This is a genomic window from Bradyrhizobium sp. sGM-13, from assembly GCF_018398875.1.
GTDB lineage: Bacteria > Pseudomonadota > Alphaproteobacteria > Rhizobiales > Xanthobacteraceae > Bradyrhizobium.
This window is the reverse complement of the sequence record NZ_JAGWDK010000031.1, coordinates 26,178-41,589: the sequence shown is the minus strand read 5'-3', so window position 1 is coordinate 41,589 and position 15,412 is coordinate 26,178. Positions and strand designations below refer to the sequence as shown.

General features: G+C 62.3%; 15 protein-coding genes. 9 read left to right on the top strand and 6 right to left on the bottom strand.

Going from position 1 to position 15,412, the window contains the following annotated elements:
- A complete protein-coding gene (locus KJQ96_RS31430) occupies positions 1 to 1,389 on the bottom strand; it encodes a class II 3-deoxy-7-phosphoheptulonate synthase (protein WP_213290236.1) in 1,389 nt (462 codons plus the stop codon).
- 166 nt (positions 1,390 to 1,555) lie between these two features.
- On the opposite strand from KJQ96_RS31430, the gene KJQ96_RS31425 reads away from it, so the two are divergent.
- Positions 1,556 to 2,461 carry an alpha/beta fold hydrolase gene (locus tag KJQ96_RS31425; protein ID WP_309142496.1) on the top strand — a complete coding sequence of 302 codons (906 nt, stop codon included), beginning with the start codon at positions 1,556 to 1,558 and terminating at the stop codon, positions 2,459 to 2,461.
- Between the two features lies 1 nt (position 2,462).
- On the opposite strand, the gene KJQ96_RS31420 is transcribed toward KJQ96_RS31425, so the two are convergent.
- On the bottom strand, positions 2,463 to 2,675 hold the full coding sequence (locus KJQ96_RS31420) for a hypothetical protein (RefSeq protein ID WP_213290234.1): 213 nt from the start codon (positions 2,673 to 2,675) through the stop codon (positions 2,463 to 2,465).
- A gap of 191 nt (positions 2,676 to 2,866) precedes the next feature.
- On the opposite strand from KJQ96_RS31420, the gene KJQ96_RS31415 reads away from it, so the two are divergent.
- On the top strand, positions 2,867 to 3,457 hold the full coding sequence (locus KJQ96_RS31415; protein WP_213290233.1) for a cysteine hydrolase family protein: 591 nt from the start codon (positions 2,867 to 2,869) through the stop codon (positions 3,455 to 3,457).
- 81 nt (positions 3,458 to 3,538) lie between these two features.
- Complete coding sequence (locus tag KJQ96_RS31410; RefSeq protein WP_213290232.1) at positions 3,539 to 4,615, top strand: flavodoxin family protein; 1,077 nt, start codon at positions 3,539 to 3,541, stop codon at positions 4,613 to 4,615.
- A gap of 86 nt (positions 4,616 to 4,701) precedes the next feature.
- Here the strand turns inward: KJQ96_RS31410 and KJQ96_RS31405 are convergent, their stop codons facing one another.
- The 4 genes from KJQ96_RS31405 to rpiA form a co-directional block, all read right to left on the bottom strand.
- Complete coding sequence (locus KJQ96_RS31405) at positions 4,702 to 5,553, bottom strand: 3-hydroxybutyryl-CoA dehydrogenase (protein ID WP_028349788.1); 852 nt, start codon at positions 5,551 to 5,553, stop codon at positions 4,702 to 4,704.
- A gap of 199 nt (positions 5,554 to 5,752) precedes the next feature.
- A complete protein-coding gene (gene gor, locus KJQ96_RS31400; protein ID WP_213290231.1) occupies positions 5,753 to 7,138 on the bottom strand; it encodes a glutathione-disulfide reductase in 1,386 nt (461 codons plus the stop codon).
- Between the two features lie 111 nt (positions 7,139 to 7,249).
- Positions 7,250 to 7,795 (bottom strand): DUF2059 domain-containing protein, encoded by a 546-nt coding sequence (locus tag KJQ96_RS31395; protein WP_028349790.1) that lies wholly within the window; start codon positions 7,793 to 7,795, stop codon positions 7,250 to 7,252.
- 24 nt (positions 7,796 to 7,819) lie between these two features.
- A complete protein-coding gene (gene rpiA, locus KJQ96_RS31390; RefSeq protein WP_213290230.1) occupies positions 7,820 to 8,518 on the bottom strand; it encodes a ribose-5-phosphate isomerase RpiA in 699 nt (232 codons plus the stop codon).
- 161 nt (positions 8,519 to 8,679) lie between these two features.
- Between rpiA and KJQ96_RS31385 the strand changes: the two genes are divergently transcribed.
- From KJQ96_RS31385 to KJQ96_RS31360, 6 genes are all read left to right on the top strand, one after another.
- Positions 8,680 to 9,372 (top strand): HAD hydrolase-like protein, encoded by a 693-nt coding sequence (locus KJQ96_RS31385; RefSeq protein WP_213290229.1) that lies wholly within the window; start codon positions 8,680 to 8,682, stop codon positions 9,370 to 9,372.
- Positions 9,373 to 9,511: 139 nt separating this feature from the next.
- Complete coding sequence (gene moaA / locus KJQ96_RS31380; protein WP_213290228.1) at positions 9,512 to 10,540, top strand: GTP 3',8-cyclase MoaA; 1,029 nt, start codon at positions 9,512 to 9,514, stop codon at positions 10,538 to 10,540.
- Positions 10,541 to 10,753: 213 nt separating this feature from the next.
- A complete protein-coding gene (locus tag KJQ96_RS31375) occupies positions 10,754 to 11,293 on the top strand; it encodes a TRAP transporter small permease subunit (protein ID WP_213290257.1) in 540 nt (179 codons plus the stop codon).
- Positions 11,290 to 12,897 (top strand): TRAP transporter large permease subunit, encoded by a 1,608-nt coding sequence (locus tag KJQ96_RS31370; RefSeq protein WP_213290227.1) that lies wholly within the window; start codon positions 11,290 to 11,292, stop codon positions 12,895 to 12,897. The genes KJQ96_RS31375 and KJQ96_RS31370 overlap by 4 nt, the downstream gene beginning before the upstream one ends.
- A gap of 243 nt (positions 12,898 to 13,140) precedes the next feature.
- Positions 13,141 to 13,722 carry a TRAP transporter small permease subunit gene (locus tag KJQ96_RS31365; protein ID WP_213290226.1) on the top strand — a complete coding sequence of 194 codons (582 nt, stop codon included), beginning with the start codon at positions 13,141 to 13,143 and terminating at the stop codon, positions 13,720 to 13,722.
- A gap of 29 nt (positions 13,723 to 13,751) precedes the next feature.
- A complete protein-coding gene (locus tag KJQ96_RS31360; protein WP_213290225.1) occupies positions 13,752 to 15,407 on the top strand; it encodes a TRAP transporter large permease subunit in 1,656 nt (551 codons plus the stop codon).
- Positions 15,408 to 15,412 lie beyond the last annotated feature (5 nt).

The following is a 15,412-nucleotide window of genomic DNA, read 5'->3' as shown; positions in this document are numbered from 1 at the left end:
TCAAAGTCCCGCTGCGGCCGGCATCGGCTGAGCTTTCCCGGCGCGTTCCTGCTTCAGCAGTTCGGCAATCAGGAAAGCTAGGTCGATCGACTGTTCGGCGTTGAGGCGGGGATCGCAGACCGTGTGGTAGCGGTCGTTGAGGTCCTCGTCGGAGATGGCGCGCGCGCCGCCGATGCATTCGGTGACGTCCTGTCCGGTCATTTCCAGATGCACGCCGCCGGCATGGGTGCCTTCGGCGGCGTGGATCGCGAAGAACGACTTCACCTCCGACAGCACCCGGTCGAACGGACGGGTCTTGTAGCCTGATGTGGAGGTAATGGTGTTGCCGTGCATGGGATCGCAAGACCAGACCACAACCCGCCCTTCCCGCTGCACGGCGCGGATCAGCGGCGCGAGATGATCGCCGACCTTGTCGGAGCCGAAGCGGTTGATCAACGTCAGCCGTCCCGGCTCGTTGTCGCGATTGAGGATGTCGATCAGCTTGAGCAACTCATCCGGCTTCAGCGAGGGGCCGCATTTCAGGCCGATCGGGTTCTTGATGCCGCGGAAATATTCGACATGGCCGTGGTCGAGCTGGCGGGTGCGGTCGCCGATCCAGATCATGTGGCCTGACGTCGCGTACCAGTCGCCGGTGGTGGAATCCACCCGGGTCAGCGCCTGCTCGTAGCCGAGCAGCAGCGCCTCGTGGCTGGTGTAGAAATCGGTGGCGCGCAGTTCGGGATGGCTTTCGAGATCCAGCCCACAGGCGCGCATGAAGTTCAGCGCGTCCGAAATACGATCCGCCAGCTCCTTGTACCGGCGGGACTGCGGGGAATCCTTGAGGAAGCCCAGCATCCACTGGTGCACGCTGCCGAGATTGGCAAAGCCACCGGTCGCGAATGCGCGGAGCAGGTTCAGCGTCGCCGCCGACTGCCGGTACGCCATCAACTGGCGCTGCGGATCGGGGATGCGCGCTTCCGGGGTGAAGGCGATGTCGTTGATGATGTCGCCGCGGTAGCTCGGCAGCTCGACGCCATTGATTTTTTCGGTGTTCGACGAGCGCGGTTTTGCGAATTGCCCGGCGATGCGGCCGACCTTCACCACCGGCAGCGCGCCGGCATAGGTCAGGACCACGGCCATCTGCAGCAGCACGCGGAAAAAGTCGCGGATGTTGTTGGCGCCGTGCTCGGCAAAGCTCTCGGCGCAATCGCCGCCCTGCAGCAGGAAGGCCTCGCCGGCCGCGACGCGGGCCAGCGCCTTCTTCAGGTTGCGGGCCTCGCCAGCGAAAACCAGCGGCGGAAACGTAGCAAGCTGCGCCTCGACGTCGGCCAATGCCTTGGCATCGGGATAATCGGGGACCTGCAGCACCGGCTTGGTGCGCCAGCTATCGGGCGTCCACCGCTCGGACATGACGTTAGCTCCTGAGCAAAAACCGCAACTTAGGTTACGAAGGCCGGGTTATACACAGGCCGCGGGCCGACCGCCAGTTAGATTTCCAGTAGTCCTGACAAGCTCTTGCGGCGAAATCCGAATTCGCTTTTGTTATGGCCGCTCGCAAAGCTGGCAGGAGAACACGGTGGCCGAGCCGGGGCTGGACGACATATTTAGCGACGACGTCACGGTGCCCGCGACGGATGGATATCCCCTTGCCGCAACGCTGTTTCTGCCCCGCGGCGCTAAGCGCCATGCGGTCCTGGTCAATTCGGCGACCGCCGTTCCCCGCAAGCTCTACCGGGGCTTTGCCAGTTACCTCGCCCACCGCGGCTGCGCGGTTCTGACCTACGACTATCGCGGCACCGGCGACTCGAGGCCGCAGGCGCTGACCGGCTCCGTCAGGCCGAAATCGCTGGTCGGCTTCAAGGCCTCGATGTCGGACTGGGCAGCCCAGGACATCACCGCGGCGGTCGCCTGGATGCGGGAGCGTTACAAGGCGCTGCCCTTCGTCTATGTCGGACATTCGTTCGGCGGCCAGGCGCTCGGCCTGTTGCCGAACAATTCGGAGATTTCGCGTGCACTCCTGATCGCCGCACAAGCCGGCTACTGGAAACTGATGACAGCGCCGGAGCGCTACCGCGTCTATGCCCTGCTCAATTTTGTCGGCGCTCCGTTGACCCGCGCGCTCGGCTACATGCCCGGCAAGGCCGGCCTCGGCATGGATCTGCCGAAGGATGCATTCCTGCAATGGGTCCGCTGGGTGATGAGCCCGCGCTATCTGTTCGAGGATGCCAGGCTCGAGGCCGTGCAGAACTTCCCGAAATATCAGGGCGCGTTGCGTGCACTCTGCATGTCCGACGATCCCTGGGCAACGCGGCCGGCGGTCGAATTGTTGTGTTCGGGATTTACCTCGACCGCGCCTGAGATCATCACGGTGAGGCCTGCGGATACCGGCGTGAGCAAGATCGGGCATATGGGATTTTTCCGGCCCGAGCATCGCGACACGCTGTGGCGCGGGGCCGCGGAATGGATCCAGGCGGGAGAGTAGCTCACCTCACCACGGCGGCCGCATCACCTTCGTCGCGGGGCAAGACGTACTCGACCGCCAGCAGCCCGCCTTCAACGATGAGAAACGCAACCGCGCCGCCTAGCCAGCCGAAGTACGCAATTGCGAAGGCCAACAGGAGCAAGGCACATACGACATCCGCCAGGATCTTGCCGCTCCGCTCGATCGCGTCCTGTCCTCTGGAAAAGTAAGCCATGGCCTCTCCGTCCACGCGCCATCAACCACGAATGCAACGTGGCACAAAGGCGGGAGTTCCGCTCACCCTCAGCCGCCGATGCCTCGGTCGCGACTTTACGCGTGCCTGACAAGGCCGGCCGTTCCCGGCCGGCTGTTGAAACCAGCTCCCATTTTCCGAATTAGCCTTCTCAATGAGGCGAGAGGCCACTCATGGAAGGAATTCGCGACGCCGCACATCTGTGCATCGATATGCAGAACATCTTCGCCAGGGGCGGCGTGTGGGAAACGCCATGGATGGAAAGGGTATTGCCGGTGATCTCGCAGATCGCCGCACGATATCAGGAGCGGACGGTATTCACGCGCTTCATTACACCCGAGCGGCCGGAAGACCGTCGCGGCCAGTGGCGCGTCTACTTCACCAAATGGGAGCGCGCGACGCGCGGCGATCTCGCGCCCGGCGCGCTCGACATCGTGCCGGCGCTAGCACGATACTCACCGCCGGCTCTGGTCGTCGACAAGCCCGCCTATTCGGCGTTCTTCGGATCGCGGCTCGGTCATCTGCTGGTCGAGCGGCATGTCGGCACCGTGGTGGTGTCAGGCGCGGAGACCGATGTCTGCGTGCTTGCCACGGTGCTCGGCGCGGTCGATCTCGGTTTTCGCGTGATCATCGTGCAGGATGCACTCTGCAGCTCGTCGGACACCGGCCATGATGCGCTGATGACCATGTATCGGACGCGGTTCAACGAGCAGATCGAGCTGGTCAGCGCCGCGGAACTGTTCGACATGTGGCGTCCGGAATAGATGCTCCGGCCACGCCCCGGAACCGCTGCTCCGGCTGCAACGTTGAGACGGCAGTGATCATTTGCGCGAAAGGATCGATCCATGGCGGCGCCGGACGTTCGCAAGGAAATGCCGCCCGTCAAATTGCCGCGCGAGGAATTCGAGAGGCGCTATCGCGGCCGCTTCGTCGATCCGGTCTTCCAGCCACTGCAGCGCGAGCTCGATGCCATCGTCGCGGCGGCATGGGACGCCTATAGCCATTCCCGCAAGGCCCCGCTGACCCGCAAGGCGGGCGCGGGTTTCGCCGATCCCGAGTACGAAATCGCGGTGGACTGGCTCGCCGCACGCGAGGCCATTCTCGAAGCGCAGCGGCGGCACGACTATGCCGCTGCGCAGCCGCGCATTCTCGTCATCAACGGCTCGGCGCGAAGCGAGCATACCTGCCCCGGCGAGACATCCAAGACCTGGCGGCTGGTCAAGCTCGCCGAGCCGGTGCTGGTCGAAATGGGATGTGCCGTCGACATCCTGGATCTGTCGCGGCTAACGTCGGAATATGGCCGGCAGATTCATCCCTGCAAATCCTGCGTCGCCACCGCGATGCCGCTCTGCCACTGGCCCTGCAGTTGCTATCCGAACTATTCGCTCGGCCAGACCGACGACTGGATGAACGAAATCTATCCGCTCTGGGTGGCCGCGCACGGCATCCTGATCGTGGCGCCGGTGAACTGGTATCACGCGCCGACGCCGCTGAAGGCGATGATGGATCGCCTGGTCTGCGCCGATGGCGGCAATCCCGATCCGACCTCGACGCACGGCAAGCACGCCGACCAGGCCAAGGCGCTCGAACTGAAGGGATGGCCGTATCCGCGCCATCTGGCCGGCCGGCATTTCGGCCTTGTGATTCACGGCGACAGCGGAGGCGCGGAAACGCTGCGCCGCTCACTGTCGGACTGGCTGACCGACATGGCGCTGATCTCGGCCGGCCGCACCGCCGAAGCCGAGGGCTATATCGGCTACATGGAGCCCTACGCCACTTCGCATCAGGCGCTGGATGAGGACCGTGAATTCCACGACGAGGTACGCAATGCGGCACGCGCGCTCGGGAATGCAGTGAAGCTGGCACGCGCGGGGAAGCTGGAGAATCCGGCGAAGGATCTTGTCGATCCCGATCCGAAGTAGCTTCGTAGGATGATGGAGCGACTTGTCCGCCGCAGCTCGCCAGAGCGAAGGCGGAAGCGATACCCATCCTACATGCTATCGCTCCCCTACTTCCCGTAACTATAAAACCCCTGCCCGGTCTTGCGGCCGAGATGACCGGCGGCGACCATTTCCTTCAAGAGCGGCGCGGGGCGGTATTTCGGGTCGTTGAAGCCCTGGTAGAACACTTCCATCACCGACAGCATGGTGTCGAGACCGATCATGTCGGCGAGCGCCAGCGGGCCGATCGGATGGTTGCAGCCGAGTTTCATGCCGGCGTCGAGGTCTTCCGCGGTCGCCAGTCCCTCCTGCAGCGCGAAGATCGCCTCGTTGATCATCGGGCAGAGGATGCGGTTGACCGCAAAGCCCGGGCTGTTCTTCGCCGTGATCGACACCTTGCCGATCCGTTTTGCAAAGGCTTCCGCCTTGGCATGGGTATCGTCGGAGGTTTGCAAGCCCCGGATCAATTCCAACAGCGCCATCAGCGGCACCGGATTGAAGAAGTGCATGCCGATGAAACGGTCCGGCCGGTCGGTCGCCGCCGCAAGTTTCGTGATCGAGATCGAGGACGTGTTGGTCGCGAGCAGCGCCTGCGGCCGCAGTTTCGGGCAGAGGTCCTTCAGGATCTTGACCTTTAGTTCCTCATTCTCGGTGGCTGCCTCGATCACGAGATCGCAGGTGGAAAACTTCGCCGTGTCCGTGGTCGTCGTAATGCGCGCCAGCGCCGCCTGACGGTCGGCGTCGGTCATCTTCTGCTTGTTGACGAGGCGCTCCAGGCTGTTGGCGACCACAGACATGCCGCGGGTGAGCGCTGCATCGGAAATATCGGTCATGACCACCGGAAGGCCCGCCGCCGCGCACACCTGCGCGATCCCGTTGCCCATCGTGCCTGCGCCTACGATACCGATCTGCTCAATCATTATTGGCCTACCTCTGTTCTTGAATACTGAATGACGTCGTTATCAGAATGCGGCGGATGTCGGTAGCCCGAGCCCGTAGGATGGGTGGAGCGACTTGTCCGCCTTAGCTCAACGAGCGTAGGCGGAAGCGATACCCATCATTCGTGTTGCGCAGCAGATGATGGGTTTCGCAAGGGCTCAACCCATCCTACGATTCTGCCTACTCCGCCGCCTGCCTCACATACCTCGCCGTCGGCGTCCGCATCGTCACCAGTTCTTCCGCCGCCGTCGGGTGCAGCGCGATCGTCGCGTCGAAATCGGCCTTCGTCGCCTTCATCTTTACTGCGATGGCAACCGCCTGGACGATTTCGGCGGCGGTGTCGCCGACGATGTGACAGCCGAGCACGCGGTCCGTGGTGCCGTCGACCACGAGTTTCATCAGCACGCGGGTGTCGCGGCCGGACATCGTCGCCTTTATCGGACGGAAATCGGCCTTGTAGATGTCGACATGGCTCACTTGCGCGCGGGCCTGCGCTTCGGTCAGGCCCACCGTGCCGACCTCGGGCTGCGAGAACACCGCCGTCGGAATGGTGGCGTGGTCGACTGCTACCTGCCGCTTGCCGAACACGGTGTCGGCGAAGGCATGGCCTTCGCGGATTGCGACCGGCGTCAGATTGAGGCGATGGGTGACGTCGCCGATCGCATAGATGTTGTCGACCGACGTCTTCGACCACTCATCGACGGCGATGCCGCCATTGGCTGGGTTGATGGCGACTCCGGCCTTCTCGAGCCCGAGATTGGCGACGTTCGGGTGGCGGCCGATAGCGAACATCACCTTCTCTGAGGCGATGCTCGAACCGCTAGATAGATGCGTGGTGTATTCGTTGCCGTGCTTGTCCACCTTATCGATGGTGCAGCCGGTGATGATCGTAATCCCCTGCTTCTCCATCTCGGCGCGCACGTGCTTGCGGACGTCCTCATCAAAACCGCGCAGAATGTTGTCGCCGCGATAGATCACGGTCACGTCGGAGCCGAAGCCGGCAAAGATGCCGGCGAATTCCAGCGCGATATAGCCGCCGCCCTGGATCACGATGCGCTTCGGCAGTTCGGTGAGGTGAAACGCCTCGTTGGAGGAAATCACGTGCTCGATGCCGGGGATCTCCCGCCCATGATTAGGCGCGCCGCCGGTCGCGATCAGGATGTATTTTGCGGTGACCGTTTCGCCGGTCAACAGGCGCAGCGTGTGGGCGTCTTCCAGCACGGCGCGCGTCTTGACGATGCGCGCGCCTGATTTCTCGACATTGGCAGCGTAGATGCCTTCGAGGCGGGCGATCTCCTTGTCCTTGTTGGCGACCAGCGTCGGCCAATCAAAGGAGAATTCGGGAATGGTCCAGCCGAAGCCGTTTGCATCCTCGATCTCGTGGCGGACGTGCGAGCCGAGCACGAACAGCTTTTTCGGCACGCAGCCGCGGATCACGCAGGTGCCGCCCATCCGGTATTCTTCGGCAACCATGACCTTTGCGCCATGGCCGGCAGCGATGCGGGCGGCGCGAACGCCCCCCGAACCACCGCCGATGACAAACAGATCGACGTCGAACTTAGCCATCTCAACCCCGCCCGAAGTCGCCCGTTTGCTCTCTTATATTTGACGCGTTTTCTTCATGCGAACCGGAAGTCCACCCTCGGATCAAGTCCGAGGGCATGCTTCGCTTGAAAATCAGATGTCCTTGCCGCGCTTCTTCATCTCGGCGCGGAACTGGCCGTTGATGACTTCAGCAAATTGCTGTGCCCACTGGTTCATGTAGGACATGCTGAACTGAATGGCGCGGGGCTCGTTCGCGAGCAGCTTCTGGCCGAGCGGCGACTTGTAGAAGGTCACGAGGTCCTTCAACTCCTGCTCGGTGAACTCATTGGCGTAGACCTGCGCCATGCCTTCGCCGATCTCCTTTTCGCGGCCGGCCAGATTCTTGGCGACGATCACGGCGACCTCGTTGAGATCCTTCTGATAGTTCAGATTGCTCTGCATCAGCACGTTCTTGGTCTGCTCGACGAGATTGGGAACGGCGTTGGCATACATCGCGGCCGCATTCTTCATCGCCAGGATTTCCTTGGCGGCGGCGATCGCCGCCGGTGAACCGGGCTTGAGTGGCGCGGTCGCAGGCGCCGCCGGCGCGTTCTTCTGCTGCGCGCCGGCCGGAGCGCCGGTCAGGGCTAGCCCCACCGCAAGGCCGGCCGCCGACAAAATCCGTGAAAGCCTCTTCATTCCAATTCTCCTCGATTACCGGCGTTACCGCCGCTCAACTACGCGAATTCCCTGGGCACCTGCCAGGACGGCGGTGCTGGCCAGGCCAACGAACAACCCGTGTTCGACGACACCCGGGATCAGGCTCAACAGGCCCGCCAGACGCGGCGCATCGGCGATACGCCCGAGATGGGCATCGACAATCCAGTGGCCGCCATCGGTGACAAAAACGTGGCCGTCCTTGCCCTTGCGGAGCCCCATTTGCCCGGAAACGCCGCTTTGGGCAAATGCCGCGCCCATGGCCCGCTGGGTGGCGGCCAGCCCGAACGGAATCACCTCTACAGGTAGGGGGAAGCGGCCGAGAACATCGACCCATTTGGTATCGTCGGCAATCACGATCATGCGATCGGACGCCGCCGCCACGATCTTCTCCCGGAGCAGCGCCCCACCGCCACCCTTGATCAGGTTGAGGGCGGGATCGACCTCGTCGGCACCATCGACGGTGAGGTCGAGCCGGTCGACTTCATCAAACGTGGTCAGCGGAATTTTGCAGGCTTCGGCCTGGGCGCGGGTCGCTTCCGAAGTCGGCACGCCGATCACCTTCATCCCGCCGGCAACCCTTTCGCCGAGCAGTTCGACAAAATGCTTGGCGGTCGAGCCGGTGCCGAGCCCGAGCTTCATGCCATCCTGCACATGCTCCAGCGCCCGTGCCGCCGCTTGCCGCTTAAGTCCATCCATATCCACGCTGACGATGCTCCCAGAATCCGCTGATCCGCGGGCGCATGTCTAGCGTCGTTTTGGCCTTGGGAACAGCGCCGTGGCCCGTCTAAATTGCCAGAAATAGGTTGTCCGCTGTGTCGGGGCTGCACTTGCATGAAGGCGCGCCTGCCGCTAGCGAATTCCGGATGAGCCTTCCCCGCACTGTAGTCTTCGACCTCGACGGCACGCTGGTCGACACCGCGCCCGACTTGATCGCCGCCCTCAATTTCGTGCTTGATCGCGAAGGATTGCCGCCGGTGCCGCTGCGCGCCGCGCGCAACATGATCGGCGCGGGCGCCCGCAAGCTGATCGAACGGGGGCTGGAGCTGGAAGGCCGTGCGACAAGCACTGACGACATCGACCGGCTCACCAGGGATTTTGTCTATTATTACGGCGCCCATATCGCGGTGGAATCGCGCCCTTTCGAGGGGCTGGAGGCCGCGCTCGATGATCTTGAGGCGCAGGGCTGTCGTTTTGCGGTCTGCACCAACAAGCTGGAATGGCTGTCGAAGCGGCTGCTCGACGAACTGGGCTTGAGCGGACGGTTCGCCGCGATCTGCGGCGCCGACACGTTCGGCGTCTCCAAGCCCGACCCCGTGATCCTGCAGCAGACGGTGGCGCGCGCCGGCGGGGATATTGGCGCGACCATCATGGTGGGCGACGCGGGACCTGACGTCGGCGTCGCCAGGCGGGCCGGCGTTCCCGTGATCGGGGTCGAATTCGGCTACACCGACGTTCCGATCGCCCAGCTTAAGCCCGACCGGTTGATCGGGCATATGCGCGAATTACCGGCCGCCGTGGATGGGCTCAGCGGCCGCTTTACGGATTTAACTGCTTGATTTTACAGCTATTATTGGATCGCCACAGGTCCCCCACTCTGCCCCGCGGCGCATTTGAGAGGTTGCGATTGTAGGCGCCTTACAAGGTACCTAGATTATGCTAGCGAACCAGCGCGCGGCCCCTTTAGAGGCAGTTTGAATGAGCGGCTCTCCGTCACCCGACCATCTGATACGTCCGATGATCGATCCCTTCGGCCGGACCATCCGGTATCTGCGCGTGTCGGTCACCGATCGCTGCGACCTGCGCTGCTTCTACTGCATGTCCGAGGACATGACGTTCCTGCCGAAGAAGGATCTCCTGACGCTGGAGGAACTCGACCGGCTGTGCTCAGCCTTCATCGCCAAGGGCGTGCGCAAGATCCGCCTCACCGGCGGCGAGCCGCTGGTCCGGCGCAACGTGATGTCGCTTGTGCACTCGCTGTCGCGGCATCTTGGAACCGGCGCGCTCGATGAGCTGACGCTGACTACCAACGGCTCGCAACTGGCGCGCTTTGCGGCCGAACTGCGCGACTGCGGCGTCCGCCGCGTCAACGTCTCGCTCGACACGCTCGATGCCGCAAAGTTCCGCACCATCACGCGCTGGGGCGATCTCGACCAGGTTTTGGCCGGCATCGAGGCTGCGCGGGACGCAGGGCTTGCGGTCAAGATCAATGCGGTGGCGCTGAAGAACATGAACGAGGAAGAGATCCCCTCGCTGATGGAATGGGCGCACGGCAAGGGCATGGCGTTGACGCTGATCGAAGTCATGCCGATGGGCGACATCGGCGAAGGGCGGATCGACCAGTATGTGCCGTTGTCGCTGCTTCGTGCCCGCCTTGCGCAGCACTACACGCTGACCGATCTCGACGACGACACTGGCGGCCCGGCCCGCTACGTCCGCGTCACCGAGACCGGCGGCAAGCTCGGCTTCATCACGCCGATGACGCATAATTTCTGCGAGTCCTGCAACCGCGTACGGATCACCTGCACCGGTACGTTGCACACCTGCCTCGGCCATGAGGATGCCTCCGATCTGCGCAAGCCGTTGCGGGCCTCCGCCGATAACGACCTGCTCTCGGAAGCGATTGATCGCGCCATCGGGCTGAAGCCGAAGGGCCACGACTTCATTATCGACCGCCGGCATAATCGCCCGAGCGTCTCGCGCCACATGAGCGTGACCGGCGGCTAGTTACCGCGGCCCGATATCGTCCGACGCATTTTCCGATTGACGCTGTTGCAGCGCGCTGGAATGGTGCGGCTGCTTCACGCCAGCATGGCTGGACAGGCCACCGCACCTAAACGGAGCGGCAAAGACGGCGGAAGCGCAAAAAGGGGGAGGACGATCGATGCAATCGATCGCGACATCGGCGGTGGCATCGTGGCCACCGCCCGGGCAGGTATGATGCGGCCGTTGTTAGCGCTCAGTGCCGGGATCGATCTGCTCAACGAAAAGATCGGCAATCTCTGCAACTTTCTGGTCCTAGCAGCGTGCACGGTCAGCGCCGGCAATGCGATGATCCGCTACGCGTTCGGCTATAGCTCCAACGGCTGGCTCGAACTGCAGTGGTACATGTTCGCCATCTTCGTGATGTTCGGCGCCTCCTACACCTTCAAGCGCAACGAGCATGTTCGGGTCGAAATCTTCTATTTGATGCTCTCCGAACGCGGCCAGCTCTGGCTCGACCTGATCGGAACGCTGTGCTTCCTGATCCCGGCCTGCCTGCTGCTGACCTGGCTGTCCTGGCCGTTCTTCCTGCAGGCCTACGCCGTCGGCGAGGAATCCAGCAACGCCGGAGGCCTGTTGCGCTGGCCGATCAAACTGGTCGTGCCCGCAGGCTTCGTGATGCTCGCACTGCAGGGCGTGTCCGAGGTCATCAAGCGCGTCGCCGCGCTGCAGAATCTCGTGACCATCGATGCCAGGTACGAAAGACCGGTGCAATGATCACGCTGGAAATGATGCCGCCGCTGATGTTCGGCGGACTTATTCTGGCGATGCTGATCGGCTTTCCCGTCGCATTCACGCTGGCGGCGGTCGGATTCTCGTTCGGCTTTCTCGCGATCCATCTCGGCTTTTTCGACTTCAGCTTCATGCAGGCGATTCCGGGCCGCATCTTCGGCAGCGTGCTCGCCAACGAATTGCTGCTGGCGATCCCTTTCTTCACCTTCATGGGCGCCGTCCTCGAACGATGCGGCCTCGCCGAAGACATGCTGGATTCGATGGGCCAGTTGTTCGGCCCGGTGCGCGGCGGACTAGGCTACTCCGTCATCATCGTCGGCTTCATTCTCGGCGCGATCACCGGCACGGTGGCGGCCCAGGTCATCGCCATGGCACTGATCTCGATGCCGGTGATGATCCGCTATGGCTACAACATGCGCTACATCACCGGCGTGCTGGCGGCCTCGGGCACCATCACCCAGTTGGTACCACCGTCGCTGGTGCTGATCGTATTGGCCGACCAGCTCGGAAAGTCGGTCGGCGATATGTATCTCGGCGCTTGGGGACCGTCGCTATTCCAGATCGCGCTGTTCGCCGGCTACACGTTTCTTCTCGGCATCATCAAGCCGGACCACGTGCCACCGGTGCCGAAGTCGGCGTTGACGCTGACCGGCTGGCCGCTGTGGCGAAAATGCCTGATGGGAATCATCCCCTCGGCGGTGCTGATCTTCGTCGTGCTCGGCACCATGATGCTGGGCCTGGCGACGCCGACCGAAGCCGGCGCCATGGGCGCCGTTGGCGCCGTCGTGCTTGCCGCAATACACCACAAGGAATTCCGCGCGGCCGGTAACAGGATTCTGCTGATCGGCATCGTCGCCGCAGGCGTCGGAACGATTCTCGGAATCCTCTATACGGGCAGCTTTCTCTTCAAGATTGCCTTCGCAATCACCTATCTCGCCGTGATCTGGATTTGTCTGGAAGCCGTGCGCATTCCCGACCTCCGCGACCTCATCCGTCAGGGCTATCAGTCGACGATGCGCCTCACCTCGATGGTGGTGTTCATCCTGATCGGTTCGACCTGCTTTTCCGTGGTGTTCCTCGGCGTCTCCGGCGGCGTCTGGCTGGAGCACATGCTGACCTCGGTGCCCGGCGGGGTCTGGGGCTTCCTGATCTTCATCAACTTGTTCATCTTTTTCCTGGCGTTCTTCCTCGACTTCTTCGAGATCGCCTTCATCATCCTGCCGATGGTTGCGCCGATTGCACAAAAGGTGCTGGCGCCAGTGGTCGGCGCGGATGCGGCTTTGATCTGGTTCGGCGTGATGCTGTGCGTCAACATGCAGACGTCGTTCCTGCATCCGCCGTTCGGCTTTGCGCTGTTTTACCTGCGTGGCGTGGCGCCCAAGGAGGTGAAGAGCTCCGACATCTATTGGGGAGCGATCCCCTGGATCGGCCTGCAGGTCATCATGGTCGCGCTGGTGATCGCTTTCCCCTGGACCGTTACCGCGTTGCTGGACAAGCCGGTGAGCGCGGAGGACATCAGCAAGATCAGAATCGAGGTTCCGCAGATCGAATTGCCGCCGCTGGATTTAGGTCCTCTCAAGCAGCAGTAGCAATTGCGCCGGCAAACAATGACTCGTTGACCAAAGTCGTGCCCCACAGCCTGCCGCCTGGGCCAAGGCGCAATGGTAATTCCGCAGACGAAATATTCCCCTTCAATATCAACAAACTTCCGATTGACGGCAGCAGCGAGCGCTGGTTTGGTGCATCGGCTTCATGCTAGCTCGGCAGGATAAGCCGGCTGCGCCCAACAGCGCGGTCAAGACGGCAGAGGCGTCAGTCTGGGAGGGTCATCGTTGCAATCGCTCTTGAAATTGAGCCGGGGAATCGACGCGTTCACGCGGTGGACGGGCAAACGCCTGGCGTGGCTCATTCTGATAGCCGTGCTCATCTCGGCCACCAACGCGATCGTGCGCAAGAGTTTCGACGTTTCGTCGAATTCCTGGCTGGAGCTGCAGTGGGTGCTGTTCGGCGTCGTCTTTCTGCTGTGCTCGCCGTGGACGATGCTCGACAACGAGCACATCCGCATCGATATCGTGAACAACCTGTTTTCCAAGCGCTGGCGGGATATCATCGATATCATCGGCCACGTATTTTTCCTGATGCCACTCTGCATCGTGATGATCATCACGGGCGGTCCGTTCTTCATGCGCTCGGTTGAAATCAACGAACAATCAGGCAATGCCGGTGGTCTGCCGCAATGGCCGGCCAAATCGCTGATCATCATCGGGTTCGTGTTCCTGTTCGCTCAGGGCATTTCCGAACTGATCAAGCGAATCGCGGTGATGCGCGGCCTGATTCCGGATCCACACGCATCGCAGATGCATGCTCTCGAAGCCGAGGTCGAACACCTCGTCGAGGCGATCGAAAAACGCTGATCGTCGGCGCGCGATCTCAGGGGGACTAGATGACTGCTTTTCTCATCGCCAACATGGCGCCGATCATGTTCGCGTCACTGGTGATTATCCTGCTGCTGGGCTATCCGGCGGCATTTTCGCTCGGCGCGGTTGGACTGATCTTCGCCTTTGTCGGCATCGAGCTGGGCGAGTTCCGGCCGGACTTCCTGCAAGCGCTGCCTGAGCGCGTCTACGGCGTGATGAACAACGACACGCTGCTCGCGATTCCGTTCTTCACGTTCATGGGACTAGTGCTCGAACGGTCGGGCATGGCCGAGGATCTGCTCGATACTATCGGACAATTGTTCGGCACGATCCGCGGCGGCCTCGCCTATGCCGTCATTTTCGTCGGCGCGTTGCTCGCGGCGACCACAGGTGTCGTTGCCGCTTCCGTCATCTCGATGGGCCTTATCTCGCTGCCGATCATGTTGCGCTATGGCTACGACCGAAGGATGGCGACCGGCGTTATCGCCGCTTCCGGTACGCTGGCGCAGATCATTCCTCCCTCTCTCGTCCTGATCGTGATGGCCGACCAGCTCGGCAAGTCGGTCGGCGACATGTACGAGGGCGCGTTCATCCCGGGAATGGTGCTCGCTGGCCTGTATGCCGTTTACGCGTTCCTGGTAAGCATGATCTTTCCCAAGGCCGCTCCGGGTCTGCCAGCAGACGCGGTCGGTTTTCGCGAGCCTGATGGCAGCCGCGGACTTTGGTCGCTCGGCGTTCTCTTCATAGTCAGTTGCGTGTTCGGCTGGTTCATGATGCGCCATTCGGAATCGCGCGGCGCCGATTACGTCGTGCTCAGCATGTTCTATGGCATCCTGTTCGCCTTCTTCGTGGCGGTAGCGAACTGGCTCATTCATAAGTTCACCGGCTTCCGTTTCCTTTCGGCGATGGCGCAGCAGACGACGTTTGTGATGGTGCCGCCGCTGTTCCTGATCTTCCTGGTGCTCGGCACCATCTTCGTTGGCATTGCCACGCCGACGGAAGGCGGCGCGATGGGTGCAGCCGGCGCCCTCATTCTCGGTGCCGCCAAGCGCCGGCTGAGCTGGGATCTGATCCGGCAAGCAACGGAATCGACGGCCAAACTGTCGGCCTTCGTGATCTTCATCCTGATCGGCGCGCGCGTTTTCTCGCTGACGTTCTATGGCGTGAACGGCCACATCTGGGTCGAACATCTCTTGACCTCCCTGCCCGGCGGCCAGATCGGCTTCCTGCTTTTCGTCAACGCCCTTGTCTTCGTCCTGGCCTTCTTCCTCGACTTCTTCGAACTGGCCTTCATCATCATTCCGTTGCTCGGACCCGCGGCGGAAAAGCTCGGCATCGACCTGATCTGGTTCGGCGTCATCCTCGGCGTCAACATGCAGACGTCGTTCATGCACCCGCCGTTCGGCTTCGCGCTGTTCTATCTGCGATCGGTGGCGCCGAAGGAATCCTATGTCGACCGCGTCACCGGCAAGCGCATGGATCCTGTGACGACCGGCCAGATCTATTGGGGCGCGGTGCCGTTCGTCGTCATCCAGGTCATCATGGTGATATTGGTCATCATGTTCCCGGCGATGGTGATGCACTACAAGGGCGTGGCGTCGACCATCGATCCGAACTCGATCAAGATCGAGGTGCCGCAGATCGAATTGCCGCCGCTGGATTTCGGGCAGCCCAAACAATAGCGCCC